Raw genomic sequence first — 25,057 nt, forward strand, 5'->3', positions numbered from 1 at the left:
ACTTGGGTAGATTGGATCAGGTAGAGTCTCTGATGGTTAGGTTATCGTGGGAAGCAGAGTGAAACGACGCTGTGCCTTCCGCGATCGCATTTTCTAGGAGTTGTACACGCTCACCAGCCTTCGTATCTGAAGCAAAGCTGTTACGAAGACAATCGCTAATATCAATCGCGACTCCATCCACCATGACATCGCCATTATCCATAAGGGAATATCGGGCGCTATTTCGTACCCACTTCACCTCACCGTCAGCAGAGGTGATTGGGTATTCCTGAGTCACTGGTTTATGCGATTTTGCTGAGGCTTTCAAGGCTTCATAGAAATCAGCTTGGCTGTCAGGAGGAAGAGTTCCAAGCAAACGCTCTAGTTCAGCCATTGCTGCTTTCGGGCTTAAACCAGTCAGTTCATGCTCTCCCTCACTGATATAGAGAAGCTTTGTCCTCCCATCTGGATGAACGACACCCCGATAGACGCAACCAGGAATATTAGCCGCCATCGCCACGAACTGTCGCTGACTTTCACGCAATGCCGATTCGGAATGCTTGCGCTGAATCAGTGAACCTAACTGGGTTGCAAGAGCATTGACAAGTTCAATTAACTGTGGGTCAGGTGAGCTGGCTTTTTGTTTAAAAAAGACCCAAACTGCTAGGACTTTTTCATTGAAGAGAATAGGAACGCCCAAACAGGTTTTTAATCCGACTTCTTGAGCAAGTTGGTTTCTTTGAAAAATGTCATTGGGTTCTACTGAAACATCTATAGTCCAACTAGGTTGATGGCTGAGGCAAATTTGCCGAAGTAAATCTCTATGGGTTGCAAAAGCTAACGTCTTACTCTTACGTCTGAATTTCTCAAAACCTTGATCGCGGGCATACCAACCTTTACCCAATTCAAAAACTGAAGCCTGAGAGTTTGGCAGCCAAAATTCGCCGAAATCCCAACCGATTTTTTCACAAACTTGGCAGAGGGTGGCTTCCAGAGCAGAGATAAAGTCATCCGCTTCACTAATTGCAACCGTTGTTGTTAATAAAAGTTGAAGCTTCGCATTTTGCTCAATTAGTTGATTTTGCTGGAATAGAAGTTCTTTCTTTTGGATGGATATTGTTACTTGATTTTTAACTCTGGCTAAAACTTCTTGAACCTCAAAAGGCTTAGTAATATAGTCTAATCCTCCGATTTCAAATGCTTTTACCTTATCTAGAACTTCATCTAATGCACTAATAAAGATGACTGGAATATCCGCTGTCTCCTTGTGAGCCTTTAATCGCCGACAAACTTCGTACCCGTTGATTTCCGGCATATTGATGTCCAGGAGAATCAAATCAGGCTTGGCAACCTCTATCGCTCTTAATGCCAGATTCCCATTAATTGCTTTCCTGACTTTATACCCAGAATCACTCAACATTGTGGATAGAAGACGTAAGTTATCCCGATTATCGTCAACTAATAAAATATCGGGTTTAAAAGTATGGATTGAGTGGCTATTCATTAGTAGATGCGTTTATTAAATCAATGATTAAGTCAAGTCTAAAATTATCGACTAAATCTGCCAAAGCTAGCTTCAAAGACGAATGCGGCTCTGGAATTTGCTCAATTAGGGCGAGAATTTCTTCATCTTGGCAACCTTCTGCTGCTCGATGAAGTTGGGAAATCCATTGTGAAGGCATCACAGATAAGCTTGCAGCACTCAGTTCATAGCGTTCAGTTGCTTTTGGCTGAGGAGTGAACGTAGCTGCAGGCTGAGCGCTTTGTTCATAGACATAACATACCCCCAGATGGTCAGCTATCTTGGAAAAAAGCACTGGCTCACGGAAGGGTTTACGGATAAAATCATCACAGCCAACTGATAAGACGTGAGAGCGATTTTCTTCAAAGGCACTTGCCGTTAAGGCGATAATCACCGTCGCCTGACCTTGCAAATGAGACTTAATTTGTTGGGTTGCCTCATAACCATCCATCACAGGCATCTGCATATCCATCAAAATTAGGTGCGGTTCCCAACTCTGCCATAAAGCGATCGCTTCTTCCCCATTGGAAGCTTCACGTACCTGAAATCCTACCGACGTTAAGAGCTTAACCAAGAGTAGGCGAGAAACTCGTGTATCCTCTACTACCAAAAGGCGATATTCTCGTTGCTCAGGTGCTAATCCAATCACTCGCTGACTTGGCTGTTGAACTTGAGTGTCAGTTACTCTCGCTGTCTTAAGCAGAACATCAAATTTAAAGGTAGCGCCTTGACCAACGATACTGCTGACAGAGATATCTCCTCCCATCAGTTGGACAAAGGAGCGGCTAATCGGTAAACCCAAACCAGTGCCTTGCTGAGATTCTCGACCTGTTGCTGTTTGGGTAAAGGGTTCAAAAAGAGAGTCTATTTCCTCTTGTGCAATACCGGGGCCTGTGTCAGAGACTTCAAAGCTAATTCGGGAGTAGTGAGTAGAAAGTGAGGATTGGGGAGACACCGAAGAAGGGGAAGCGTTAGAAAATCCTCCTTGTCCCCCTTGCCTCCCTTCCCCAGTTTCAATTCCGACGCGCAGCGCCACCGTACCGGACTCCGTAAATTTAATTGCATTACCCAGGAGGTTAATCAGAACCTGACGCAATTTTCCCTCATCACAGTACACATGTTGGGGAACGTCTGTTGTTCGCTCAAAAATTAGTCGTAAACCCTTGGAAGAGGCTTTGAGTTGTAACATCTCCTCAATGCTATCGAGCAGGTGATAGAGATCAAAATTATTTTCCTTGAGAGTAATCCTACCTGCCTCAATTTTTGACATTTCGAGAATGTCATTAATCAATTCCAGCAAATGCTCACCAGAGTGTAAGATAATCGCCAAATGCTCTTGCTGCTCACGAGATAAGAGGGTATCGCGATTCATCACTTGAGAAAAACCCAAGATGGCGTTGAGCGGGGTTCTCAGTTCGTGGCTCATATTCGCCAAGAATTTACTTTTGGCACGATTGGCAACTTCAGCGGCTTCTTTAGCTTCTTTGAGTTGAGCCGATTGCCTCTGAGTCTCTTCAAGTAATTCCGCCTGTTGCAGGGTGACTCCCAACTGAACACCAATTTGAACCACTATATTGATTTCTTCAGCTTCCCATTGGCGGGAACCGGAATTTTGATACGTCGCGAGTAATCCCCAAAGCTGTTCACCACAGAAGATCGGGACAATAATGTAGGCTCTGGCTTGAAATTGCTCTAAGAGATCGAGGTAACAGGAGTCAAACCCGGCTTTATAGATGTCTTGAACACAACGGAAAGTTGCACCTTGGGTATACGCACCGCCTTGGGTTTCTTGCAGATAAGTATCTTGCACCAAATTTGGATCACTGTCGAAGGTTTTGACAACACAACGTTCGCCTTCCACAGCATCCTTTTTAAGCTCAGGGTTATTCTTTTGTTCCTGCACCAAAGAAATCCAGCCACTCGCGACTGACTCGGCAACAAACTCTCCACTCCAGTCCGGCTTGAAACGATAGATGGCTACGCGATCGCATTCGATGACTTGCCGCAGTTCTTGGGTTGTTGCACGGAATATCGTGTCAATGTCCAGTGTCTGGCGCATCCTTTGAATTACTCGTGCGATCGCATGTTCCCGCTTAGCACTTTCCCGTAGCGCTTCTTCTATCTGCTGGCGCTTTAACTCCGCTCCCACACGCGCCGCAAAAATTTTCAAAATCATCTCTTTGCCCAAATCATGAGGCATTGGCTTCACATCCATCACCGCCAATACGCCTAAGATATTGCCGTCGGAGTCAGTTAGAGGCATTCCTAAATAACTTTGGGCATTCAATCGAACTAGCTCTGGAGCATTAGGAAATAAGGCTTGTACATCTTGAGGATAGTGACACTTTGTCCCACGATTTAAAACCTGTTTACCGGGAGTATCAACTAACTCATACTCGCTGTTTTCACCCCATTTTTCACCTTGCCAAAATGCCAAGATCCGAACTCGGCTACACTCCGACACTCTTGGTGGCTCCTGCGTTACTGGACTTTGGTCTAACACTACCGTTGCTCTATCATCCAGCACCTCCCAAATCATCGCGTAACGAACTTGCAAAGCCTGAGCCAGATAACGGACACAGGAGTGCATAAAGTTACTGCCAGTTGCTGAGGCTGTCCCTTCGACAATTAATTGCAGTGCCTCTTCCCGATGCTTACGTTCGGTGATATCTGTAACGCGAACCAGATGCATCTGATGATCAGCGACATGAATTGGCTTTGCTGCTAAACTGCCCCAAAAAATTTTTCCTTTTTTGGTTACATACTCTAACTCGCGAGTCCAAACGCCGTAGAGAGCCATCTCATCCACAATAAAAGTCAGTTCTTCTGGCGTAAATAATTTTTTCTGAAGGCTGTGCCCCTCAATATTAATTAGTTCATATTTGCTTGTGGCTTCAAACAGTTCTACTGCACGCTGATTGCAGTCAACGGTCAAAAGCGTTTCAGAACTTACCAGAAAAAGTGCATCAGCCGAGTTATTGAAAATCGATTCTAGTAAGTCTCTACTACGAATAATTTCTGCCTCTGCAAGCTTTCGAGCCGTAATATCGCTAGCTGTGCCAGTTGCCCCTACCACATTTCCTTGCTCATCCAAGAGCGTAAGTGCATTAACCAGCAGATGAATCAGTCTACTATCTTTCGCTAAGCGTATCGTTTCATACTGGTGGAGTCCTTCTTTATTAAAAAGGTGCCGAAAAGCCTCTAGATCTAGAGGAACTTGTTTGGGTGGGGTGAAGTCAGAGAACGGGCGACCGATAATTTCTTCAGGCTCATAACCAAAAATTTGCTTGACGGCTGGGTTAACGAAGGTAAAACATCCTTGAGTATCCGTTGACCAGATAATGTCCTGCGATGTCTCAACAAGATTACGATATTGCCGCTCACTACTCGCGATCACAGCAGCACTTCGTGCCGCTTCGTTAACAGCTTGCTTGCGTTGAGTGATGTTACTAGCGGTGCCAGTTGCCCCTAGTATGTTTCCCTCAGAGTCCTGATATGCGATCGCGTTCACCATGAGTTGGATTGGCTTCCCGTCTCTCGCCAGGTGTTTCGTCTCATACTGGAAAACAGATCCTCCAGCCAGAAGGCTCTGGAAAACTTCTAAATCTTTAGCCATTTGTTCCGGTGGCATGAAATCTGTAAACGGACGACCCAGCATTTCTTCCGGTTCATAACCATAAATTTGTTTAACTGCACAGTTGACGAAGGTATAACGCCCCTCAGTATCCACTGACCAAATCACATCCTGCGATGCTTCAACCAGAGCGCGATACTTTTGTTCACTCTCAGCTAGGGCTACCTCTGTGTGCTTGCGCTCAGTGATATCTTCATGGGAGCCAATGAGTCGGATTGGATTTCCTTGTTCATCCCATACGGCTTGCGCTCGCGATAAAATCCATTTGTAGCTGCCGTCCTTACACCGGAGACGATACTCAGCAACGTAATTAGGGGTTTTCTGATCTAGGTGAGCTTGGCGAGCATTCATCACCGCTTCCCGATCATCCGGATGCACTCGCCTGAGCCATTCATCATTGCTGTTCTCAACCTCGTTGTCTTCATACCCCAACATTTCTTTCCATTGAGCTGAGTGGAAGACTGCCCCAGTCTTAAAGTTAATGTCCCAAATCCCACCATTGATGCTTTTGAGCGCTAGCTGCCAACGCTCTTCACTTTCTCGTAATGCTTTCTCGGCTTGCTTTGCCTGTTGACTATACTTGGCTGCTTGTCTTTGGTACGCTTCAGAAACACGAATCTCTTGTTGCAGCCGTGCATTTTGCTCCGCGAGTTGCCGAGAAAGCCTACCAATCCTCAATTGATTCTCAACACGAGCCAAAACTTCTTCCACCTGAAAGGGTTTAGTAATGTAGTCCGCACCACGAACGGAAAAAGATTTTATTTTATCAAACGCTTCATCTAAGGCACTAATGAAGATAACGGGTATGTCCTTAGTCGTTGGAGAGGCTTTCAACACAGAGCAAAGGTCATAACCGTCCATCTGGGGCATCATGATGTCCAGCAAAATCAAGTCAGGTAAGATTGACTCGACAGACTCTAGCGCCACTACACTGTTTGATGCCGATCGCACTTCATATCCTTGCTGAGACAACATCCCAGCTAGAAGTTGCAAATCAGCGAGGGTATCATCAACAACTAAAATGTTTCCTTTGGGGAGATAACTTGGCTCCTGGCTCATTTCTAGGGTAGTGTTAGTTGGGTTGAGGGCAATAGCGGCTCTAACTGAAAATACTTTGCTAGACAGTTAGAGACTTATAGGAAGGGTGGATTGAGCAATTGAAGACAACAGGTCAAGATCAAATCTGATTTGTATTCAATATGTCATATCAACTCCGTTTGATCGCTTCGTATATTTAAGTTGTGACGTTGTTAATGGTCTTTCTGATAATGCCTCTGAAAACACCATGAAGGCTAAGCCAGAACCAAACCCTGATCAGGAAAGCAAGGATGCTGTTGAATGAATACGATCTGAATCTAGGCGATTAACTAGACTCGGATAAACAGTGGCAGGGACTAAAGAGGAGGATTTGGGCAAAATGTGATCGCCACCCTCTGAGTCTCTAAGTACGTCTGCTACCCCTGGTAGGAGAATCCGTCCTCTGTAGATTCGGTTGCACTCACTGAGTTATACAGACAAACTCATTAAAGTAGGTAATAGAAACAACAACTCCACACATTGCCGATTACTACCATGAACAATCTGTCAAATCGAGTCCCAGAGTCTTTTGGCAGCGAGTCAGAAGGCGGCAACCAGCTATGGCAATACGTCCAATCCCTAAATCCAGATACAGTTGCCCAACTCTCAAAGCCTGACCCTCAAGTCGTTCAGGTGATAGAACGTAATATTGTTGGAATGCTCGGAACTTTACCTTCAGAACACTTTGATGTAGATATTACCACTAGCCGTGAACATCTAGGTCGGCTTCTGGCTTCTGCAATGATTAATGGCTACTTTCTGCACAATGCTCAGCAACGAATGGCGTTTGAAAAGTCCTTGCAAGTAGCAGCAGCAACGAATGAGAGTGGAGCTAAGGAACAGTAAATCAAGACTAAGCCGATAGGCAGTAATTAACCATCAACTCCAACACAACAGCAATAACTAGCAGCGGAGGCAACAAGCATCCAACTCCATTTCACCCTTCATCTGTCTCTGGGTGCTGCGTTGGGAGGAATTGAGGGTCTAGTACCTGACCTGAAGAGTAAGAACATTCTTGAGGAAAATCTTCGTAGTCTAACGGAGTCTCGCTGACAGCTAGGTTTAAAGCACTTTGATAACCATCTTCCATGGCTTCTAGTAAATAAGGTTGCAAACTTGGGCTTTCTTTGAGAAGCCGCAAAACCTGACGACGCTGCTCCCGAATTGTAGCCAACCAACTTTTGGAACGATGACTGGGTTGAAACTCCCATTTAAGTAGATGCCCTAGTAAGATGCCCAAACGGTTTCCTAGTTCCTGTCGTTGTTGCTTGCCCAACGATTCAATCTCCTCAACCAAGTTTGGGACATCTAAGCAGCTCCACTTTTTATGCTGGAGAAACTCTGCTTGTTGTTGCGTCCATGCGTAGAAGTCTAGTTCGTATAACTCAAAGGACTGATTAACACCCTCAACAGTTGTACAACGCAAAGCCTCAAGGAAACCTACAGTAGCCTTTGAGATTAAGAAAGCCAAAGCAGGCTTCTTGCCATTGAGTACCCCATAATGTAGCAAACGCTCAAAATCTTCCAAGCTAATAGTTTGTACCTCTTGAGGCTCTCTCGTCCCTTCAATCAAAACTGTTTCAACTTCCCCACTAAAACCCAGGCTCTGTAATGCCTTTGGCTTTTTTGACGGTGAACCAACAATTCGCTTGAACCAATTATTTGTGTACCCTAAAACCTGCCCAATACTTGAGACTCCAACTCGAATCTCACCACTTGGCATTCGGTAAACATCAATCCCCAATTCCTCAGAGTTGGTTCTTAAGGGAATTATTTGTTGCTCTACTACGTTAAGGGTCATGGCACAACCTCTATATCTCTATGTTTTTGCCATGTATTACATGGTTGCAGTTCCTTGGTAATACTGGTTAATGTCTTTAGTTTGCAACACTAGTTTAAATAGAACTTGTCATTTTTGGGACTTGGAACGGGCAAAATCTCTCAACCCCCAAGTACTAAATCAACAAGCTTTATTTCTACAAGCTTTATTTCCACCGACCGACTTATTAATAATAGGTGTGTTCCTCTACACCCTTTTATTTAACATACATGCCCGTCTCTGAGTAGATAAAAGCCGGATTTGATACTGCTACTTTCTTATTGGTAGTAATGAGAGGCGTGCAGACCTGAACTCCAATGAACCCCAGTCTTCTTCTGGGGTTTTTTATTTTATACAGCTAATCGCTGAATGATTCATAGTGCGATCGCATTATCTTCTCTTTATCTGTATTCCTTCTGAGGCAAGTAGTCAGAGCAATTTGTCGCTTCAGCCGTTAAAGCCATAGAAGGGTGTACTGCACATTGCAAATAAGGGTTGTTTTTAAAGAATCGGCAGTTTCTACAGGGAACTTGATGTAAGTGTTTGACAGTTAACATTCCATGTCGTGCAACTGTCCAGAGATCTGAAGTCATCAAAACGACAATCGTCCAAACCATCATGAAACCCATAGGAATCAAAAGTAGCCCGTAATCAGGCATGGCTGTGACATCCGGTTTCATCCCATCAGGTTCTGCCCTAGCTAGTTCTATCTGAGTCACGTTTTCCGGATTAAAACGATTTTCTCCTAGTGCAGCGACCTTGAAAAACTTATCAGTCTGCATCTGAATTAACCTCTATTCATATAAGAATTTTCCTAGGAAGTTTTGCCCATCTCGCAATGCTGATTAACCAACTTTCCCTAAGCCCTGAAACTCAAATAATTTGGGAGTTTTTGGGCATAAATTAAGCCTTAAACATGACTTTTCAAGCGGGAGCTTATCATCAATAGTTAACAAAACTCTTTAACCACTTGCACCTATCTCAGGGATTAGGTTTCACTGGCGAACAGAGATTGAGCATCAAAGATAAGCATCCGCTCCACTCTCAAGACAGAATTTTCAGGATTTCATCCCTTGTATCGTCGGCAGTTCAATGATAAATTCCGTTCCTTGACCGGGTGTAGAACGACACCTAAGCCGTCCCTTATGTTTTTCTACTACAATCTGATAACTAATTGACAATCCTAATCCCGTCCCTTCCCCTGGTGATTTTGTTGTAAAAAAGGGGTCAAATACTCTTTGCTGATCTTCTTCTGACACGCCAAGTCCATTATCAGCAACATAAATCACTACCTTATCTTGTTCGACTGTCTCGGTACGAATGCGAATATAAGGCGTTGTACCTTCGCAGTTAGGCGCTATAAACGAACGGCACTTAGTTAAGGAAGGTAAGGAAGGTAGGGCAGAAATTACTTCCTCATCTCCCTCAACAACTGTTAATCCACCACTATGCAATTCTCTGAGTGCGTCAACAGCGTTGCTCAAGAGATTCATAAAGACCTGATTGAGCTGCCCTGGATAGCATTCGATTAGGGGTAATTGCCCATACTCTTTGATGACTTGAATCTCAGGATACTTGGACTGGGGTTTCAAGCGATGCCGTAAGATGAGCAGGGTGTTATCAATCCCTTCATGAATATCTACCCGTTTGCGATCCGCTTCATCAAGGCGAGAGAAGTTTTTTAAGGACAGCACAATTTCTTTAATCCGGTTTGCACCTTCTCTCATCGATGCGAGCAGTTTTGGAAAATCTTGGGCGATAAACTCTGGTTCAATGCGCTCTAGTTGTTCAGTGATTTCTGCAACTGGCTCAGGATAGTAGTTTTGGTAAAGCTTGAGCAAGTTCAGCAAGTCTTGAGCATATTCACTTGCCGGATGAATGTTGCAGGAGATAAAGCTTGTCGGATTATTGATTTCGTGAGCAACCCCTGCGACTAACTGACCCAAACTTGCCATTTTCTCATTCTGCACTAGCTGAGCTTGGGTACGCTGAAGTTCTTTGAGTGTTTGCTCAAGCTGTAAGGCTCGTTCCCGTTCTTGCTGGGTGAATATCTGTAACGATTCTTCTGCAAGCTTTCGCTCAGTAATATCCTGTCCAATGCCGATACTCGTACCATCGGATAATCGAATATTCGCCCAGGATGTATAAATGACACGACCGTCATGAGTTTTAGTTTTTAAATCTTGCCATTTCCCTGTTGCTGCCACCATGAAATCCAAAACCGATTGACGATATTCAGGGTCAGGATAACATTCAACTAATATGTCACATTGCTCTAGTTCTGCTTTAGACCAACCTAAGACACGTTCCAATTCCCGGTTTACTAATTGAAGCTGACCCGCAGCATCATAAAAAGCCACCATCACAGGGATGTGGTCAAAGATAGTTTGCAGCAACTCCTTCTGCTGTCGTAGTGCCTCTTCTGCCTCCTTACGAGCGGTAATATCGGTTTGAATGCCAATGTAGTGAGTTAAGTTCCCATCAGCATCTCGCACCGGAGAGACGGAGAATTCGTTCCAGAATAACGTGCCATCTTTACGATAGTTGCGTAAAACTCTCTGAGTCTGTTTACCCGCCCGAATCGCTTGCCGCAACTCTGGGATTGCAGGTTGCTCAGTCTCTTGGCCCTGCAAGAAGCGGCAGTTTTTGCCAATCACTTCCTCGGCACAGTAACCTGTCATCCGCTCAAACCCTGGATTTACATAGATGATTGGGTTATCCGGTTGGCTTGGATCGCTTATGGTGATACCGTTACTAGAAGCTGCGATCGCTCTTTCGAGGACTCGTAGACGCTCCTCTGCAAGCTTGCGCTCAGTGATGTCTTCCACAATCCCCAACACATACTGGGGATGCTCCGCTTCATCAAAAATCGGAATTTTTTTGACATGAAATAGTCGTTCACCCCGAAGGGTATGGATGAGTTCTGCGGGATGATCTACGAGCCTTCTAGTGGAGAGTGCCTCTTTATCTTGAGCGGTGAAGAAACTTGCCTGCTGATGCTCAAACAAGTCATAGTCACTCTTACCAAGAACGTCAGATGCAGTGTAGCTCATCAGTTCAGTACTCGTCTTGTTCCAGAAGACAAACCTTAAGTCTTTAGCATCTTTTGCAAACACTCCCACTGGCAGATTTTCTAGCAGAGAGTTCAGGAAGCTTTGAGTGCGTTGGAGTTCTGCTTCTGTTTGCTGGCGCAAATGAAGCTCATCGTGAACATCGCTAACGTCAATCCTCACTCCATCAATAATCACATCGCCGTTATCCAGTCGAGAGTAACAAGCGCTATCTCGAATCCACTTCACTGCACCAGTTGTGGAAATAATTCGGCATTCCTGAGTACTCGGCTCCAGCGTTTCTATCGCTGCTCTCCAGTTTGTCTCAAATTTAGTCCGACACTCAGGATGAATCAGTTCGATATAGCGCTCTGAATTAGCGATTACCTCTTCTGGGGCTGAGCCACTCAATCCGCGTTCTCCCTCACTGATATAGAGGAGTGAGAACCGTCCATCCGCATGAAACACACCCCGATAGACACTACCTGGAATATTAGCCGCCATCGCCGCTAGCTGTTGCTGGCTTTTACGCAACGCTGATTCTGAACGCTTGCGTTGAATTAGTGAACTCAACTGGCTAGCTAGAGCCTTGACTAGCTGAATCAGTCGCGGTTCTGGTTCTGTCACTTCTCTTTTGAAGAACACCAAAACCGCGAGTACTTGGTCATTAAAGAGAATAGGTACCCCTAAGCAGGCTCTTAATCCTATCTCCTTCGCAAGTTGGCAACGGAGAAAAACGTTGGATGGCTCAACTGAAATATCAGTGAGCCAATAGGGGCTTTGGTTATGACAAATTTTTCCAACAATGCTCGTGTTGAGAGCAAAAGTTAAGGCTTCACTTTGGTGTCTAAATTCCTCAAATCTTTTTTCACTGGCATACCAACCTTTACCATATTCAAAGTCTGTTGCACTATCATTTTTTGGTATCCAAAATTCTCCATAGTCCCAACCAATTTTTTCACAAACTTGGTGGAGGGTTGCTTCTAGAGCGCTTTGGAAATTAGAAGATTCGTTAATCGCTTGAGTTGTCGTTAATAAAAGTTGAAGCTGGGTATTTTGTCCAATCAGTTGCTTTTGCTGTTCAAGAAGTTGTTTTTTTTGCCAAACCAGAGTTAGCTGGTTCTTGATTTTGACTAAAACCTCATGGGAGTCAAAGGGCTTAGTAATATAGTCTACTCCCCCAGCTTCAAACCCTTTGACTTTATCTAAAGCATCGTCTAAAGCACTAATAAAGATTACTGGAATTTCTGCTGTCTGCTGGTTAGCCTTTAATTGCTTGCAGACTGCATAGCCCTCTATATTGGGCAGATTAATATCAAGTAAAATTAAGTCTGGTTGCGATAAGTTTACAGCGTTTAACGCAAATTCCTCATTGGAAGTGGTTCTGACTTTATACCCTTGCTGCCTCAACATCGTGCGTAAAAGACGCAAGTTTTGCGGGTTATCGTCAACCAACAAAATGTCTGCTTTACAATCTTGCGATGAATTGCTACGGGGGAAAACTTCCGTAAATGCCATTGTCTTGTGTTCAGTCCCAGATTGCTTGGGGAGTTTCTCAATTCTAGAAAGTAGGTTGAGCTGCACGAATGTGCTGTTTCGATAACACCCGAATCTTGACCACTAAACTAATACTTTAGAACATTTAACGGATGGTGCGGTTAACTAGCACGATAAAACGCGATCGCCTAGTTTATTCTGGACGCGATCGCTAACCTACCACGGTTAGTTTGTCTATGAGCTGCCTTGAAAAGTACCCCTAAAGATAGATGCAAGTCAGGAACTGAAAGATTAATAATTTTTGCCTGCTCTTTTCCTGACAACCAATTCGCCTAGGACACGACAACTAGAGGAGATTGAAGAACTGATACTCCTGTACCAACTCACATTGTAAGTGAGGAAGGGATACGTTGTATCTTACTGTCTTGTGACGTAGAACGCGATCGATAGATTTGAGCCACTGTATCCCTTGGATTAATCCTCAAAACCTCATCAAACCGTTGTGCCGCTTCCTTGAAAGTCTGCTGACGGTAGAGGAACAAACCTTCTTCAAACAGGGGTTTCGTTGCTAACTTGCCCTCTTTCATGTCTGGTTCATCTCCATCAAATACTTCAAAAACTGCTACAGCTTTTGACTTCCCCTTCACTTTAACTTGCTCAATGAAGCGGAGACTATACTGCATTGGATGGTGCAAACGACCTAATGTTTGCTGAGAGATTAACAACGACGCACCATAATATTTTGTTAGTCCTTCTAAGCGAGAGGCTAAGTTTACCGTATCACTAATTACGGTGCTATCCATGCGGTGTTGTCCGCCGACTGTCCCCAGCATCAACGAACCTGTATTGATGCCAATGCCGATTTTAATCGGTATATAACCAGACTTAACACGCTGTCGATTGTATTCTGCCAGACGTTGCAGCATTGTAATCCCGGCTTTCACGGCATCATCAGCAATGCCACTAAATAGAGCCATAATTGCATCACCAATATATTTATCAATAAAGCCTTGATTATCAACGATGGCGGGTTCCATACGAGAAAGATAGGCATTGATAAAATTGAAATTCTCTTGAGGTGTCATGCTCTCTGAGAGAGTGGTGAAATCGCGAATATCGGAAAATAGCACCGACATTTCCTGCTGTACTTGGTCACCTAATTGAATATCAATAATGCTTTTTTTATCTAAAAGCTGGAGAAATTGCCGTGGGACAAAGCGCGAGAAAGCTCGGTTTAGTTCAAAGAGTTCTGACGTAAACTTTATTCGCTCAGCTTCAGCTTGCTTCCGTTCAGTGATATCTTCAACAAAACCCTGATAGTAGAGTACTCTCCCACTGATATCGCAAACAGCACGCGCATTCTCACTAATCCAGATAATGCTGCCATCTCGACGATAGACTTGAGACTCAAACGCCGACACCTCACCATGCTGCTGCATTAACTTGATAAATTCAAGATGACGGTGAGGTTCGACGTAGAGTTGATGTTGGACGTTAGTGAGAATTGTCATCAACTCTTCAAGAGAGTTGTAACCGTAAATGTTTGCAAGTGCATGATTCGCACTGATATAACGTCCTTCCGGCGTAGTCTGAAAGATGCCTTCAAGAGCATTCTCAAAGATTTTGCGATACTTCTGTTGTGCCTTCAACAGGCGACTTTCATTCTCGTGGAGTTGGGCGATTAGTCCAGCTTGCTCACGAGTTAATTGTTCTAACTCCTGATTCATTTGCTGGAGTTGGACGTTTTGTGCAGCAAGTTTTTTATCCTGAAGATAGCTGTTTACGGCTTCTTTGACTGTTAAACTCAAGTCTGAGGCTTGCCAAGGCTTGGCTATATACCGATACAATTTTGCCTGCTTAATGGCATTCCCCACTGCTTCTAGATCAGCTTGTCCTGTTAGCATGATTTTGAGGGTTTGAGGTGAGATGAGATGAACGCGCTTTAATAGTTCATCCCCCTTCATATCGGGCATGATATAGTCTGATATGATTAGAGGAATTTCGTATCCATCCTCTAGCAACTCTTCTAATAACGCTAAAGCATCCTCTCCACCCTCAGCAATTTCGATCAGATAATCCTTGCCGATTGCCTCTTTTAGTTCTGCTTTAAGGCTTCTGAGTACAGTCATCTCATCATCGACACAGATAACTACCTGTTTGGTCATAATTTGCCTGAACCAGATTTTAGGGTTCCACTAATTCTCTTCAAACCAAGCTCTAAAGAAAGTGTTTAAGCTTTATTTTACTCTTGCAATCCACTTAATTAGTCGTTTGTCGTGGTAATACTAAAGTACTATCTGTCATACACTATTTTCTAGTTGCAGATACACTAGCTATCAAGGATAAAGGTAAAAGATTAAGTTTAACTCTTTATTCTTTAGGTGTCTTGTTGTTTATAGTTTTGACAATCCAGATTTGATAGTTTCTACTAATTCTTCTTCAGACCAAGGTTTAAATAAACAGCAATGAAGATTTGCCTGCTGTTTTACCCGCTCAATGGCTGACTCATCCGCTTGACCCGTCAGCATCACTTTAATAATTGCTGGAAATTGCTGATGGACGCGAATCAGAAACTCATCTCCCTTCATTCCGGGCATTAACCAATCAGAGACAATTAGAATAATGCTGATTGACTCCTCATTCAGTTCATTAATAACCTCTAGGGCATCATTAGCATCTTCAGCAACTTCATAGAGGTAGGCATTGCCAAAAGCTAATTGAAGTTGTGTCTTGAGACTATCTAATATGACTTTTTCATCGTCAACACATAGAATAACTGGTTTAGACATCTTGTGTCTCCTGGTTGGGCTGAATTGGTAGTAAAACTTTAAATGTCGTGCGTCCGGGTTCACTTTCTACCGTAATCTCACCGGAATGCTTGATGATGATCTTTCTGACAATATCAAGTCCTAAACCACTACCTTCTCCTGGAGGCTTGGTTGTAAAGAATGGCTCAAAGATTCTCCCTTGAATCTCTTGTGGTATTCCCTTGCCACTATCGGTAATGGTAATCTGAGCTTGCTGGTCTTGTTGGCTGACATCAATCGTCAAAGTGCCTCGGTTGTTCATCGCTTGCAATGCATTATGAATCAGATTTGTCCATACCTGATTCAGCTCATCGGGATAACATAGCACGAGTGGTAACTCACCATAGTTCTTAATTACCTCAACCCCTTGTTTGAGTTGGTTGTTGTAGAGGGTCAAGACCGTCTCGATTCCCTCAGTTAGATAGGCGAGACTCATTTTTCCAGATGAGTCATAACGGGCGTAAGTTTTTAAGGCAAAGACAACTTTTGAGGCACGGTCTGTGGCGATATTAATCGTTGTCGCACTTCTTTGCAAACCGGAAAGTTTATAAGCAATTTCGAGGATGTGTAAGCTATCTGATGTTCTTAAAAGAGGGAGAAAGACCTCAATTCCGCTATAAATCCCCATCGTAACTAAGATATCAGCAATCGTAGCAGCGTTGTCGATGTTCTCAGCTTCCAATTGGCGAATTAAAGCTTTCTTAAATTGACGCTCTTGTTTGGTAGAGAAGGTGACTTCTTGTTGCAGCGAACGTTGTACTAAAGCAAAGAAATCATCTCTTTGCTCTATTGAGAAAGATTGAAAAAGTACGGGCAACTGTTCTAGAATTTGCTCCAAGAACTTGAAAATATTTCCCGCCGATGAACGAATCGCCCCTAGTGGTGTATTAATCTCGTGAGCAATGCCAGCAATGAGTTGACCCAAGGCTGCCATTTTTTCAGATTGGATTAGTTCTTCTTGAGTCGTTTGAAGTTGTTGCAGAGTAATCAGAAGTTCCTCATTTTTTTGACGTAAGGCAATTTCTGCTTGTTTGCGAACCGTTATATCTTCGCCAATACATAATAGATGGGTTGCCTGTCTTTGCTGGTTATATACGGGCACTTTGATAAATCGCTGCCAGAGGCTACCTCGAACTTTGTGCTCAATTTTCTCTTCTTCAATGATCGTTAATGTACCTTGTTCGAGAATTTTTAAGTCTTCAGATAAGAAGTGGTTAGCTTGTTCAGCATCAACAAAATCATAGCTATTGCGTCCAATCGCTTCCGCTTGCGAAACACCATAGAGTTTTTCAGCAGCTTGATTCCAAAGGATATAACGCCAGTCATTCTGAACATCTTTGACAAAGAGTGCCAAGGGAATGTTGGCGACAATGCTATCTAGGAAACGGTTAGCTTGCGATAAATCCTCTTCTAGCTGTTTGCGATCGCTTATATCCCGAATCATGAACAACACTTCGTTCTCTCCACTGACGACTACCCGAACTTCTTCGTGTTGCAACTTGCCCTCAATCCAAATTTGCTGTTCATAAATTTGGCTGTTGCCTGTATCGAGTGCTTGTTGCAGGTGTTGGAGGTGACGGGAATGGACTTCTGGAGGCAAAAATTCTGAGATGTGCTTGCCAATTGGATCAAAGTCTGACGGTAACAAGTCTGTGAAGTCTGCGGTAGTAACGTAGCCTAAATAAATACCCTCTGCACTAACTCGGAACATCAAATCCGGTATGGCAGAGAGGATGGCACGATTTTGTGCTTCACTTTGCAAGAGTGCTACTTCTGTCCGCCTGTGTTCCACGATTTCCTGCTCTAATTCCTGGGTGCGTTCTTCTACTTTTTGTTGTAGTGTTTGATTGTACTGGGCTAATACTTTCTCAGCTTGTTTGCGTTTGGTGATGTCCGTAAAAGTTGCGATCGCATAAGTAATGTTGCCCAATTCGTCATAGATCGGTGTTCCAAAACTTTCTAGGGGAATAATTTTGTCTGAACGGCGGATTTCCATATCATCCACCCTCACGCTTTTCCCATTTAAAGCACTAACAATCGGATTGCGCTCTTGGGGGTATAGTTGTTCGCTTCCTGCTAGATAAGCTTGATAAGCTTCTTGCAAATTTTCTGCTGTCGCTGACTCAACAATTCCTTTACCGAGAATCTGTTGCCCTACTTGATTCGTGTAGTAGGGCTTGCCGTTAGCCTCCGCTACAAATACACCCACTGGCATCGCTTCTATAAACTGGGTTAGTCGGCGCTGACTCTTCGATAATTCTTCATTCAAAGCATTCATTTCAGCAAAGAATGTTTGTAGTTGCTTTGCCATACTGTTGAATGACTTAGCGAGATTTCCTAATTCATTAGAGGCAGCAATATTCACTTGAGAGTCGAACTGCCCGTTACTAATTCTAGAGGCAGCATCGGTAAGGCTTTTTAAGGGAACAGTAATCGACTTAGAAAAAGCAATCCCCAAACCAACAGCTAGGGCTGTACCCCCTAAAGTAGCACCACCCATTACTAAAATCATCCAGCGAACCGGAGCATAGACTTCATCTGTCGGAAGTTCTACCACAACTAGCCACTGCACCCTACGAACTAGGGTAGCTGTGCCGACAACGTCTTCACCGTTCAATCCTTTATAGACAATAACGGGTTGAATTCCTGGAGATAGTGATAGTTTGGCTAACTCTTGAACAAATGGTCTGTTTTTGAGGTCTTGCCGCGTTTCAACGTTTGTTTGTTGTTTAGAGTTTTGACGTTCTACTGTCCCCAATCCCCCAGCAATAAGGGCTAAGCGTTTGTCGAGAACGTAGCTATAGCCAGTTTTGCCAACTTGAGTTCGTGTGGCAATCTGTGTGAGAAAATTGAGATTAATTTTTGCGAACAAAACTCCATTAATCTGATTATTATTATTGCGTATGGGTACGGCTAAAGTAGCGACAGGAAGACCAATCTTGGTGTCAATTTCTACTGGACTGACATAATTTCTACCGCTGCTAAATGTCGTTAAAAACAGAGGCGAATCAACATAGGCTTGAGCAAAATACAATCTGGACGGCGATATCGGCTCGTAGGGCGACATTGCTTGTACAACTTGACCCTCGTTGTTAAGAATGCCAACAATCTCATAAGCACTATTACTATTCACTAATCCTTCGAGAAGGCTGCGTTGAGTTTCAGGCGTAAAATCTGTTAAGCCGCGCAACTCTGAAAGGTAGTTGAGCTGACGTTGTAAGTTATCTAAATAAGCACTAATTTTGTTGGCTGCTCCTTGCGATCGCTCTTGCTGAAGCAACCTTGTCTGTTCTGCCTGTTCCCGAAAGCTAAGATAAGTTAACGTACTGCCTGTGATCAGAACGGTAGAGACAACAATTGAAACCAGACCGTAGCGCAGTTGGTTGGCGATCGAAAAGATTTGATGGCGGGACATTGCAGTTTCACTTTTATCAATTAACTCAATTCCTGTTTCCATACAGCATCTTCAACCCAAATTCGCTTTGGCAGTAGTCCTAAGCGAAAGAAGGTTTCTGCAATCCGTTGTTGTTCCTCAATTGCTCGATCTTGAATCGGTAGCGCTTCATACTGGCGACTTTTAGTTACCCTTAACGCTGTTGAAGCTTTCAATCCTGTGCTTGCCCTTAGAAGTTCAGCCGCTTCGTTAGAATGATTCATTGCCCAAATACCGACCTCTCGCGCTTCTTCCATCACAATTTTGACAATGTCACCATGGTCGTTGGCAAAGGAGTGCGTCGCTAAATGAAAGTTTGTGTCATTCATCAGTCCCTCAGCATTCGTCAGGAGACGAACGGGCATACTTTCCTGCAACTCGATTAAAAAGGGACTCCAACCCACCCAAGCCTCGACCTTCCCCTGCTCGAACGCTGTCCGCCCTTCAGATGGTGGCAGATCGACAAATTTCACATCCTCTAGCGTCAAACCCCCTTTAATCAATGCCTGAACTAAAAGATACTGACCTGCGGATGCCTTGGTTGCTGTTATTGTCCTACCTTTGAGGTCAGCTAGCGTCCGAATCGGCGAATCTTTGCGAACTAAAATACCAATGCTTTCAGGTACTGCTGGTTCGTTAGCAATATAGACAAAAGGCACACCACTCGCTTGTGCAAAAATCGGCGGTACAACTCCCGCAGAACCCATATCAATTTTTCCTTCTCCCATTGCCGCTAAGATCGACCGACCTGCGGAAAATTCGTTCCAATCGACGGAAAAACCCATTGGTGATAAACGTTTTTCCAAACTGCCACTAACTTTGAGGTAGAGCATTGTTCCATGAGGCTGGTGAGCAATGCGAACGATTTTGGTGGGGGTTGACGGTGAGTTGTCTGCTTTGGCGGTAGAGTAAAGCGATCGCTTTGAGGTACAGCTTCCTAAAACTAAGCTCAAGCACAAGCCAACAACAAACAGCAATGAGATAATAAACGCCCAATGTTGTCTAATTCTAGTCAACTTCAGGCGGACAAGTTTTTCAGGAGCTTTAACAGCTAAGTCGTATAGAGATTTGGTTGACACAGGATCGATTTATTCTTAATGCTGATAGCTGATAGCTGACCGCTAACTGCTATATGCTCTTTTTCCTTAATTTAACGGTGTTATAAGAAACTCACAGAAACTCACAAAAACTCAGTCCAAAACTTCCAGCACGGCTTTTGGAGAAAGTTTATCCTTAAACCAGATAATCTTGGCGGGTACATTTGCCATTTTGATACCCGCTTTTTCTAAATTTAGTCGCTCAGAAATCGCCAAAATCAAGTTATCGCACTCCGAACGACGCACCTGAGCAAATTTTTTCTGTAAGTACTCTGGTCGCCAGTAGCCAACAATTTCCAGTAAGTAATCACGCCCATCGGGATGAACAAGGCGAAAGTCAGGAATCATCACACTACCAGGGATGGGGACAAGGTCAACTTCTCGCTCTAGCACCCACTCTGTTTTCAAGGAGTTCCAACGGTTAGCAAAGGCAGCTTCTAACATACTGTCATAGGGCTTACCAGGAGGATAGTGAGTGACTAAGCCACATTTGTCATTGAGACTAAAACGCCCAGTTCTCCTAGCACCTGTGTAAGGATCGCGACTTTGTAAGGTAGCCTTGAGACTCCATTTTGTAACGTGCAGCAAGGCTGGAAGTAATTTTGCGATCGCTAAACCGTAGCGGGTACTCGGCTTAAATAAACTGGTTGGGCCATCAATGGTAATTGTGAAGCCATGGTCAGCGTCACCTTCAATGTAGGTCATCAGTTGAAACAACTTCAAATAGCGAAATAAGAGCTTATACTCGCCAGGGACATTCCGGTGAGCATTCAGCGTCATCTGACTAGCGCGGTAGAAGATTCCCTGCACTTGAGACAAGTTGTAGCGGTGCAGCAGTGCCTCTGGTGCAGGGTCATCAAATTGGGTGAGAATGCGATTTTCTTGTAAATCTGCGTAGAGTCCAGTCCGAATTTGCTGGGGTACAATTTCACGGTTTAACTCTTTACTAAGGGCAAGGCTCAAGTGTTCGAGGGTTGCCTCGGTTGCCTGAGGGCTGGGAACGGATTGGGCAGCAAGGGCAAAGACTCTCTGCCGCAGTAAAGGAGGTTCCAGGGGGCTGACAATTTCAAACGTGCAGAAGCTGGTTTTGAGAAGATGGGCAAGCCCTCGTTTGAGGCGGTAGTCGGGGCTGTCGCCTTCCAACTCTGACAACTTGCGATCGAGTTCCCCTTGGGTACCGCCAACGGCTTCCTGAAACCCGATAATTAATTCATTCGCGATCGCACAGCTTTCTGGGTTAATCGGCAACCGTTTCGGAATGATTTCTTCACCATTTTGTCGATTAATGAGTAGTTCAGTCGGTAACATTGATTAACTTGATACTTGATAGTCGAGACACTTACAAGCCATGCTGTTAATGCCCTCAAAGCAATGCTACTCTTCATTAGAGAGCGGTCAGCTATTAGCGGGTTTGAGGCTCCTATGATTGTGGGGGTTAAACTCATTCAACTCCTAGCTGAGAGCTAATCGCTGAAAGCTATTTGCTTGAGATTCAGTAGCTGGTTTTGCCAAACCGATGTCACGAACAAGAGAGTTGAAGATGAGTAGAGTGATGCCTAGGCAGCGACCTTTATCCTACACGGTCTACAAAATTCTGGAGTGCAGACCCGATAGCTACCAGGATTGGTATCAGCAGGGCAATGCGTTGCGTGATAGCAGGCACTACGAAGATGCGCTCTTCAGCTACGACAAAGCTTTGGAATACAAGCCGTATGATTATTGGGCTTGGTACTGGCGGGCTGATGTTCTAGATGCCTTAGGACGTTATGAAGAAGCGTTGGCTAGCTATGACAAAGCCCTAGAAGAAAAGCCTACTGATTACTGGGCTTGGTGTGAGCGAGGGAGCATATTGCGTCACCTTGAACGCTATGAGGATGCAGTTGCTAGCTATGATAAAGCCTTGGAAGCACGACCACGAGATTACTGGGCATGGTACAACCGAGGGCGTGTAGCGTTGGAAGACTTGGATTGGTTTGAAGAAGCGATCGCAAGTTTTAAGAAAGCGTTAGAAGTACGCTCTGATGACTACTGGAGTTGGTACCGATTGGGTGATGCTCTGCGGCAGATAGGACAATACCAGGAAGCGGTTAACAGCTACGACCAAGCACTGGAGAACGAACCATCAGATTTTTGGAGTTGGTATCGTCGGGGCGATGCTTTACGCCACTGGGGGCACCTTGAAGAAGCGATCGCAAGTTACGACAAAGCGTTAGAAATCAAACCGTCAGATTTCTGGAGTTGGTACAAGCGCAGTGAGTTGCTGCGGCAGTTGGGCTGTTATCAGGAAGCCGTTATTGGCTACAACAAAGCGCTAGAACCTGAGCCAGAGGATGAATATGCGTTGTACAACCAAGCGTGCTGCTATGCGTTGCTGGGTGATGTAAAGTTAGCGATCGCTTCCCTAAAACAAGTGATTGAGCTTAATCCCGTTGAATATCAAGCGCTAGCCAAAACTGATTCAGACTTTGACAGTATCCGGGACACTGAGGAGTTCAAAGCGTTGGTTTTTGGTAGCTGAAACCTTGAGAAAACTATGAATAATTTCTAAATCACAAAACCCCAGCCACATATAGTAGGGGCGCCTAGCTGTGCGCCCCTACTATATGTGGTGGTAGTGCGTCAGCCCTGCCTATGTTGGACAACTGCCGTTTGTTGGGCAACTGCCGTTCCACGTCACCCACTTGTGGGATACACCACTCGACGTTGCTTCCCGATTCACCTCTGTCTCAATCACATCTGACCCAGTTAAATCAGCACCAATTAAATCAGCACCAATTAAGGTTGCGCCCTTGACAGTTGCATTCCTCAAGGAAGCCCCACTCAAATCTGCCCCACTAAGTTCAGCGTCCGTTAGGTTCGCATCACTGAGATTAGCATGATGAAGGTTGGCGCAACGTAAATCAGCCTTACTTAAGTCAGCACCGCTCAAGTTTGCCCCACTCAAATCGGCACCAATTAAATTGACTTCGGTTAAATTTGCTCCAGTCAAATCAGCCCCACTTAAGTCAGCATTCGTCAGGTTAGCTTGATGGAGAGACGTGCCACTCAATTCAGCGTGGCTCAAATCAGCCCGACTCAAATCAGCTCGACTCAAATCAGCCCGACTCAGGTTAACGCCACTGAGGACAGCTTCAGCCAAATTCACCTCCCGAAAATCCCACTCTCTCGCGGCGTAATGGTTCAAAAGGTCTTGCGTTTTCATAATCCTTGTTTTCCTAAATCTTCTTAATCCAAGCGGCCTTGATTTGGAGAGTTCTTGCTTCAGGTTTCATTACTGTCTTTAGCAATGCACTCACCTCAGCCGCAATATCAACAAGCTGAACAAATCTCACACCGTATCTAAAATGAAGTTAAATTTTCCGCCCAACTTGCAATAAGTGAGCGGTTGAGACGGCTATGACTAGATAGCTACTGAATAGTGGTCAGTAAGTAGTATTAAGCGTTTTTAACCTAGGTCAGAAAGCTAAGGGCTGCTTAGTGCTAACCAGTGGTAGCAGCTAGTGGTTTGTAGCCAACTGTACCAAAATTCTATAGCAACGATAATTGTTTAGCGCTAACGTTTAACAGAAGTTTATTATGCTGTCTGTTTAAGTGCAGGGTGTAGTTTTGTTATGCATCATCTCTTCAAGAACAGGACTTACGCAGAACCTCTACCTGTAGGGTGGGTAGTGCCCACTCTACTACTACTTATTAGTTCTTGTAGAAACCTTAAATCTATATCTCTACACTAGCCCTCGTTTCTTCGCATTAACTAACGCCGCTTCAGCCGCCGCCTTTTCAGCATCTTTTTTGCTGCGACCCTTGCCTTCTCCCCACTCTTTCTCACCCACAAACACCTTGGAGGTGAACTCTGGGGCATTGTCCGTCCCACCAGATCGGTCGGTTATATATTTAGGCGGTGTTGGGTCAAGATTTGCCAGCACTAATTGTTGAAATCGACTTTTAGGGTCAAGAATATCAGAGCTAATATCAGACTGAGGAGTAACGATATCTTTTACTACAGAATTAAATAAAGGTTCAACCAAAGTACGAACTGCTTCAATACCTGAATCAAGAAAGTATGCACCGACAACGGCTTCAAATATATCACTGAGCAACGATACATTTTTGCGTCCTCCTTCTTTTATTGCACCATTACCTAATCGTATTCGTCTACCCAAATTCAGTTCTTTTGCAAACTTTGCCAATTGCTTTTCATCCACCAACATAGATCGCAGACGAGTCAGTTGAGCTTCGTTCATCTTTAGTTCTGGACTAAAGTTATAGAGGAACGCACCGCTAAGGAAATTCAGTACAGCATCACCAAGAAACTCTAATCGCTCGTTGTCTTCACCTGCGCTGGGATTTTCATTAATATATGAACTGTGATTGAGTGCTTGCTCTAAGTAAGAAGGATTTCGGAAAGGTGGGAGCTTTGGAACTTCATCTAATCTTTCAATGATGTGAGATTCATCTGCAATATCAAGTAGACTTTGACTTACTCCACCTTGCTGAGCAAAGATTATTACCTTTTTTCCTCTGTTTTTCAGGACATGACCTAAGCTAGTAAAGTCTCCATCTCCTGATGCAATAATAAAAGTATCAGCCGCCTCAATGCTATATACCTCTTCAATACAATCAACTATCAACTTGTTGTCTACACTATTTTTGGCAGTGGAGGAAACATTAATTCGTTGAAAACCAATGCTGCTTAAAAGTTTTGCATAAGTTCGGTTTTCACGCTGCCAATTTGAGTAAGCCTTTTGGCGAACCAGGTGTCCTTGCTCATTGGCAAAATCCAGTAAAAACTCCGCTCGCTCTGGCGTTATTTTAACGTTTTGACAATCCCAATAAAGGGAAACGATATTTTTCAAATCGTTTCTTTGGTCTTTTATGAGTTTCATACTTCTGCATTTAGATATGTATTTTTACCTCAACAGCATTAGTAAATCACGCATCTAGAATCAGCAGGTTGTTGCTCCAAGGACTCTCAAAGAAAAAGTTCCTTAAAGCAAAATTAATTTATACCAAGCACACAAGAAACTGTGCTTTTGTGTCGGTCAATGTCTTAACCACAGAATTACCTTGTTTTAGATAAATAATTCTGAAGTTGAGACAGCAACCCACGTTTTATATCAAATGCGGATGTTTCAGGTATCTCTT

The 25,057-nt window shown here is 44.1% G+C and carries 14 protein-coding genes; 2 read left to right on the top strand and 12 right to left on the bottom strand.

The features are described 5' to 3' along the window. Nucleotides 1–16: 16 nt before the first annotated feature. Together AC5JL3_RS24430 and AC5JL3_RS24435 are read right to left on the bottom strand one after the other, a co-directional pair. Complete coding sequence (locus tag AC5JL3_RS24430; RefSeq protein ID WP_496076943.1) at nucleotides 17–1,483, bottom strand: response regulator; 1,467 nt, start codon at nucleotides 1,481–1,483, stop codon at nucleotides 17–19. After that, a complete protein-coding gene (locus tag AC5JL3_RS24435) occupies nucleotides 1,476–6,194 on the bottom strand; it encodes a PAS domain S-box protein (RefSeq protein ID WP_496076944.1) in 4,719 nt (1,572 codons plus the stop codon). The genes AC5JL3_RS24430 and AC5JL3_RS24435 overlap by 8 nt, the downstream gene beginning before the upstream one ends. 513 nt (nucleotides 6,195–6,707) lie before the next feature. Here AC5JL3_RS24435 and AC5JL3_RS24440 point away from each other — a divergent pair. Then, entirely contained in the window at nucleotides 6,708–7,058 is a 351-nt protein-coding gene (locus tag AC5JL3_RS24440) for a DUF760 domain-containing protein (RefSeq protein ID WP_496076945.1), read from the top strand. A 91-nt stretch (nucleotides 7,059–7,149) separates the two neighbouring features. Here AC5JL3_RS24440 and AC5JL3_RS24445 read toward each other — a convergent pair whose 3' ends face one another. From AC5JL3_RS24445 to AC5JL3_RS24480, 8 genes are all read right to left on the bottom strand, one after another. Further along, entirely contained in the window at nucleotides 7,150–8,013 is an 864-nt protein-coding gene (locus AC5JL3_RS24445; protein ID WP_496076946.1) for a DUF29 domain-containing protein, read from the bottom strand. Between the two features lie 419 nt (nucleotides 8,014–8,432). Continuing rightward, the gene (locus AC5JL3_RS24450; protein ID WP_496076947.1) at nucleotides 8,433–8,813 is read right to left on the bottom strand and encodes a hypothetical protein; all 381 of its coding nucleotides are present in this window, start codon (nucleotides 8,811–8,813) and stop codon (nucleotides 8,433–8,435) included. A 276-nt stretch (nucleotides 8,814–9,089) separates the two neighbouring features. After that, complete coding sequence (locus AC5JL3_RS24455) at nucleotides 9,090–12,599, bottom strand: PAS domain S-box protein (protein WP_496076948.1); 3,510 nt, start codon at nucleotides 12,597–12,599, stop codon at nucleotides 9,090–9,092. Nucleotides 12,600–12,961: 362 nt separating this feature from the next. Continuing rightward, the gene (locus AC5JL3_RS24460; RefSeq protein WP_496076949.1) at nucleotides 12,962–14,743 is read right to left on the bottom strand and encodes a PAS domain S-box protein; all 1,782 of its coding nucleotides are present in this window, start codon (nucleotides 14,741–14,743) and stop codon (nucleotides 12,962–12,964) included. A 228-nt stretch (nucleotides 14,744–14,971) separates the two neighbouring features. Beyond that, nucleotides 14,972–15,367: a response regulator gene (locus tag AC5JL3_RS24465; RefSeq protein ID WP_192221046.1), complete on the bottom strand. Its 396-nt coding sequence runs from the start codon at nucleotides 15,365–15,367 to the stop codon at nucleotides 14,972–14,974. Continuing rightward, a complete protein-coding gene (locus AC5JL3_RS24470) occupies nucleotides 15,360–18,842 on the bottom strand; it encodes a PAS domain S-box protein (RefSeq protein ID WP_496076950.1) in 3,483 nt (1,160 codons plus the stop codon). The genes AC5JL3_RS24465 and AC5JL3_RS24470 overlap by 8 nt, the downstream gene beginning before the upstream one ends. After that, the gene (locus AC5JL3_RS24475; RefSeq protein ID WP_496076951.1) at nucleotides 18,821–19,897 is read right to left on the bottom strand and encodes a sulfonate ABC transporter substrate-binding protein; all 1,077 of its coding nucleotides are present in this window, start codon (nucleotides 19,895–19,897) and stop codon (nucleotides 18,821–18,823) included. Before AC5JL3_RS24475 ends, AC5JL3_RS24470 begins: the two co-directional genes overlap by 22 nt. A 111-nt stretch (nucleotides 19,898–20,008) precedes the next feature. Beyond that, on the bottom strand, nucleotides 20,009–21,223 hold the full coding sequence (locus AC5JL3_RS24480; protein WP_496076952.1) for a DUF790 family protein: 1,215 nt from the start codon (nucleotides 21,221–21,223) through the stop codon (nucleotides 20,009–20,011). A 208-nt stretch (nucleotides 21,224–21,431) separates the two neighbouring features. Between AC5JL3_RS24480 and AC5JL3_RS24485 the strand changes: the two genes are divergently transcribed. Continuing rightward, complete coding sequence (locus tag AC5JL3_RS24485) at nucleotides 21,432–22,433, top strand: tetratricopeptide repeat protein (RefSeq protein WP_496076953.1); 1,002 nt, start codon at nucleotides 21,432–21,434, stop codon at nucleotides 22,431–22,433. A gap of 111 nt (nucleotides 22,434–22,544) precedes the next feature. Here the strand turns inward: AC5JL3_RS24485 and AC5JL3_RS24490 are convergent, their stop codons facing one another. Further along, nucleotides 22,545–23,117, bottom strand: coding sequence for a pentapeptide repeat-containing protein (locus AC5JL3_RS24490; protein ID WP_496076954.1), 573 nt, complete (start codon nucleotides 23,115–23,117; stop codon nucleotides 22,545–22,547). A gap of 520 nt (nucleotides 23,118–23,637) precedes the next feature. Next, nucleotides 23,638–24,798, bottom strand: a complete 1,161-nt coding sequence (gene rnc, locus AC5JL3_RS24495) for a ribonuclease III (RefSeq protein WP_496076955.1) — start codon at nucleotides 24,796–24,798, stop codon at nucleotides 23,638–23,640. Between the last annotated feature and the right edge of the window lie 259 nt (nucleotides 24,799–25,057).

This window comes from Symplocastrum torsivum (genome assembly GCF_059505465.1).

Excerpts from the sequence above, each read along its gene's own strand:
- AC5JL3_RS24430 (WP_496076943.1), bottom strand. The coding sequence starts at position 1,483 with ATGAATAGCCACTCAATCCATACTTTTAAACCCGATATTTTATTAGTT.
- AC5JL3_RS24435 (WP_496076944.1), bottom strand. The coding sequence starts at position 6,194 with ATGAGCCAGGAGCCAAGTTATCTCCCCAAAGGAAACATTTTAGTTGTT.
- AC5JL3_RS24440 (WP_496076945.1), top strand. The coding sequence starts at position 6,708 with ATGAACAATCTGTCAAATCGAGTCCCAGAGTCTTTTGGCAGCGAGTCA.
- AC5JL3_RS24445 (WP_496076946.1), bottom strand. The coding sequence starts at position 8,013 with ATGACCCTTAACGTAGTAGAGCAACAAATAATTCCCTTAAGAACCAAC.
- AC5JL3_RS24450 (WP_496076947.1), bottom strand. The coding sequence starts at position 8,813 with ATGCAGACTGATAAGTTTTTCAAGGTCGCTGCACTAGGAGAAAATCGT.
- AC5JL3_RS24455 (WP_496076948.1), bottom strand. The coding sequence starts at position 12,599 with ATGGCATTTACGGAAGTTTTCCCCCGTAGCAATTCATCGCAAGATTGT.
- AC5JL3_RS24460 (WP_496076949.1), bottom strand. The coding sequence starts at position 14,743 with ATGACCAAACAGGTAGTTATCTGTGTCGATGATGAGATGACTGTACTC.
- AC5JL3_RS24465 (WP_192221046.1), bottom strand. The coding sequence starts at position 15,367 with ATGTCTAAACCAGTTATTCTATGTGTTGACGATGAAAAAGTCATATTA.
- AC5JL3_RS24470 (WP_496076950.1), bottom strand. The coding sequence starts at position 18,842 with ATGGAAACAGGAATTGAGTTAATTGATAAAAGTGAAACTGCAATGTCC.
- AC5JL3_RS24480 (WP_496076952.1), bottom strand. The coding sequence starts at position 21,223 with ATGTTACCGACTGAACTACTCATTAATCGACAAAATGGTGAAGAAATC.
- AC5JL3_RS24485 (WP_496076953.1), top strand. The coding sequence starts at position 21,432 with ATGTCACGAACAAGAGAGTTGAAGATGAGTAGAGTGATGCCTAGGCAG.
- AC5JL3_RS24490 (WP_496076954.1), bottom strand. The coding sequence starts at position 23,117 with ATGAAAACGCAAGACCTTTTGAACCATTACGCCGCGAGAGAGTGGGAT.
- rnc (WP_496076955.1), bottom strand. The coding sequence starts at position 24,798 with ATGAAACTCATAAAAGACCAAAGAAACGATTTGAAAAATATCGTTTCC.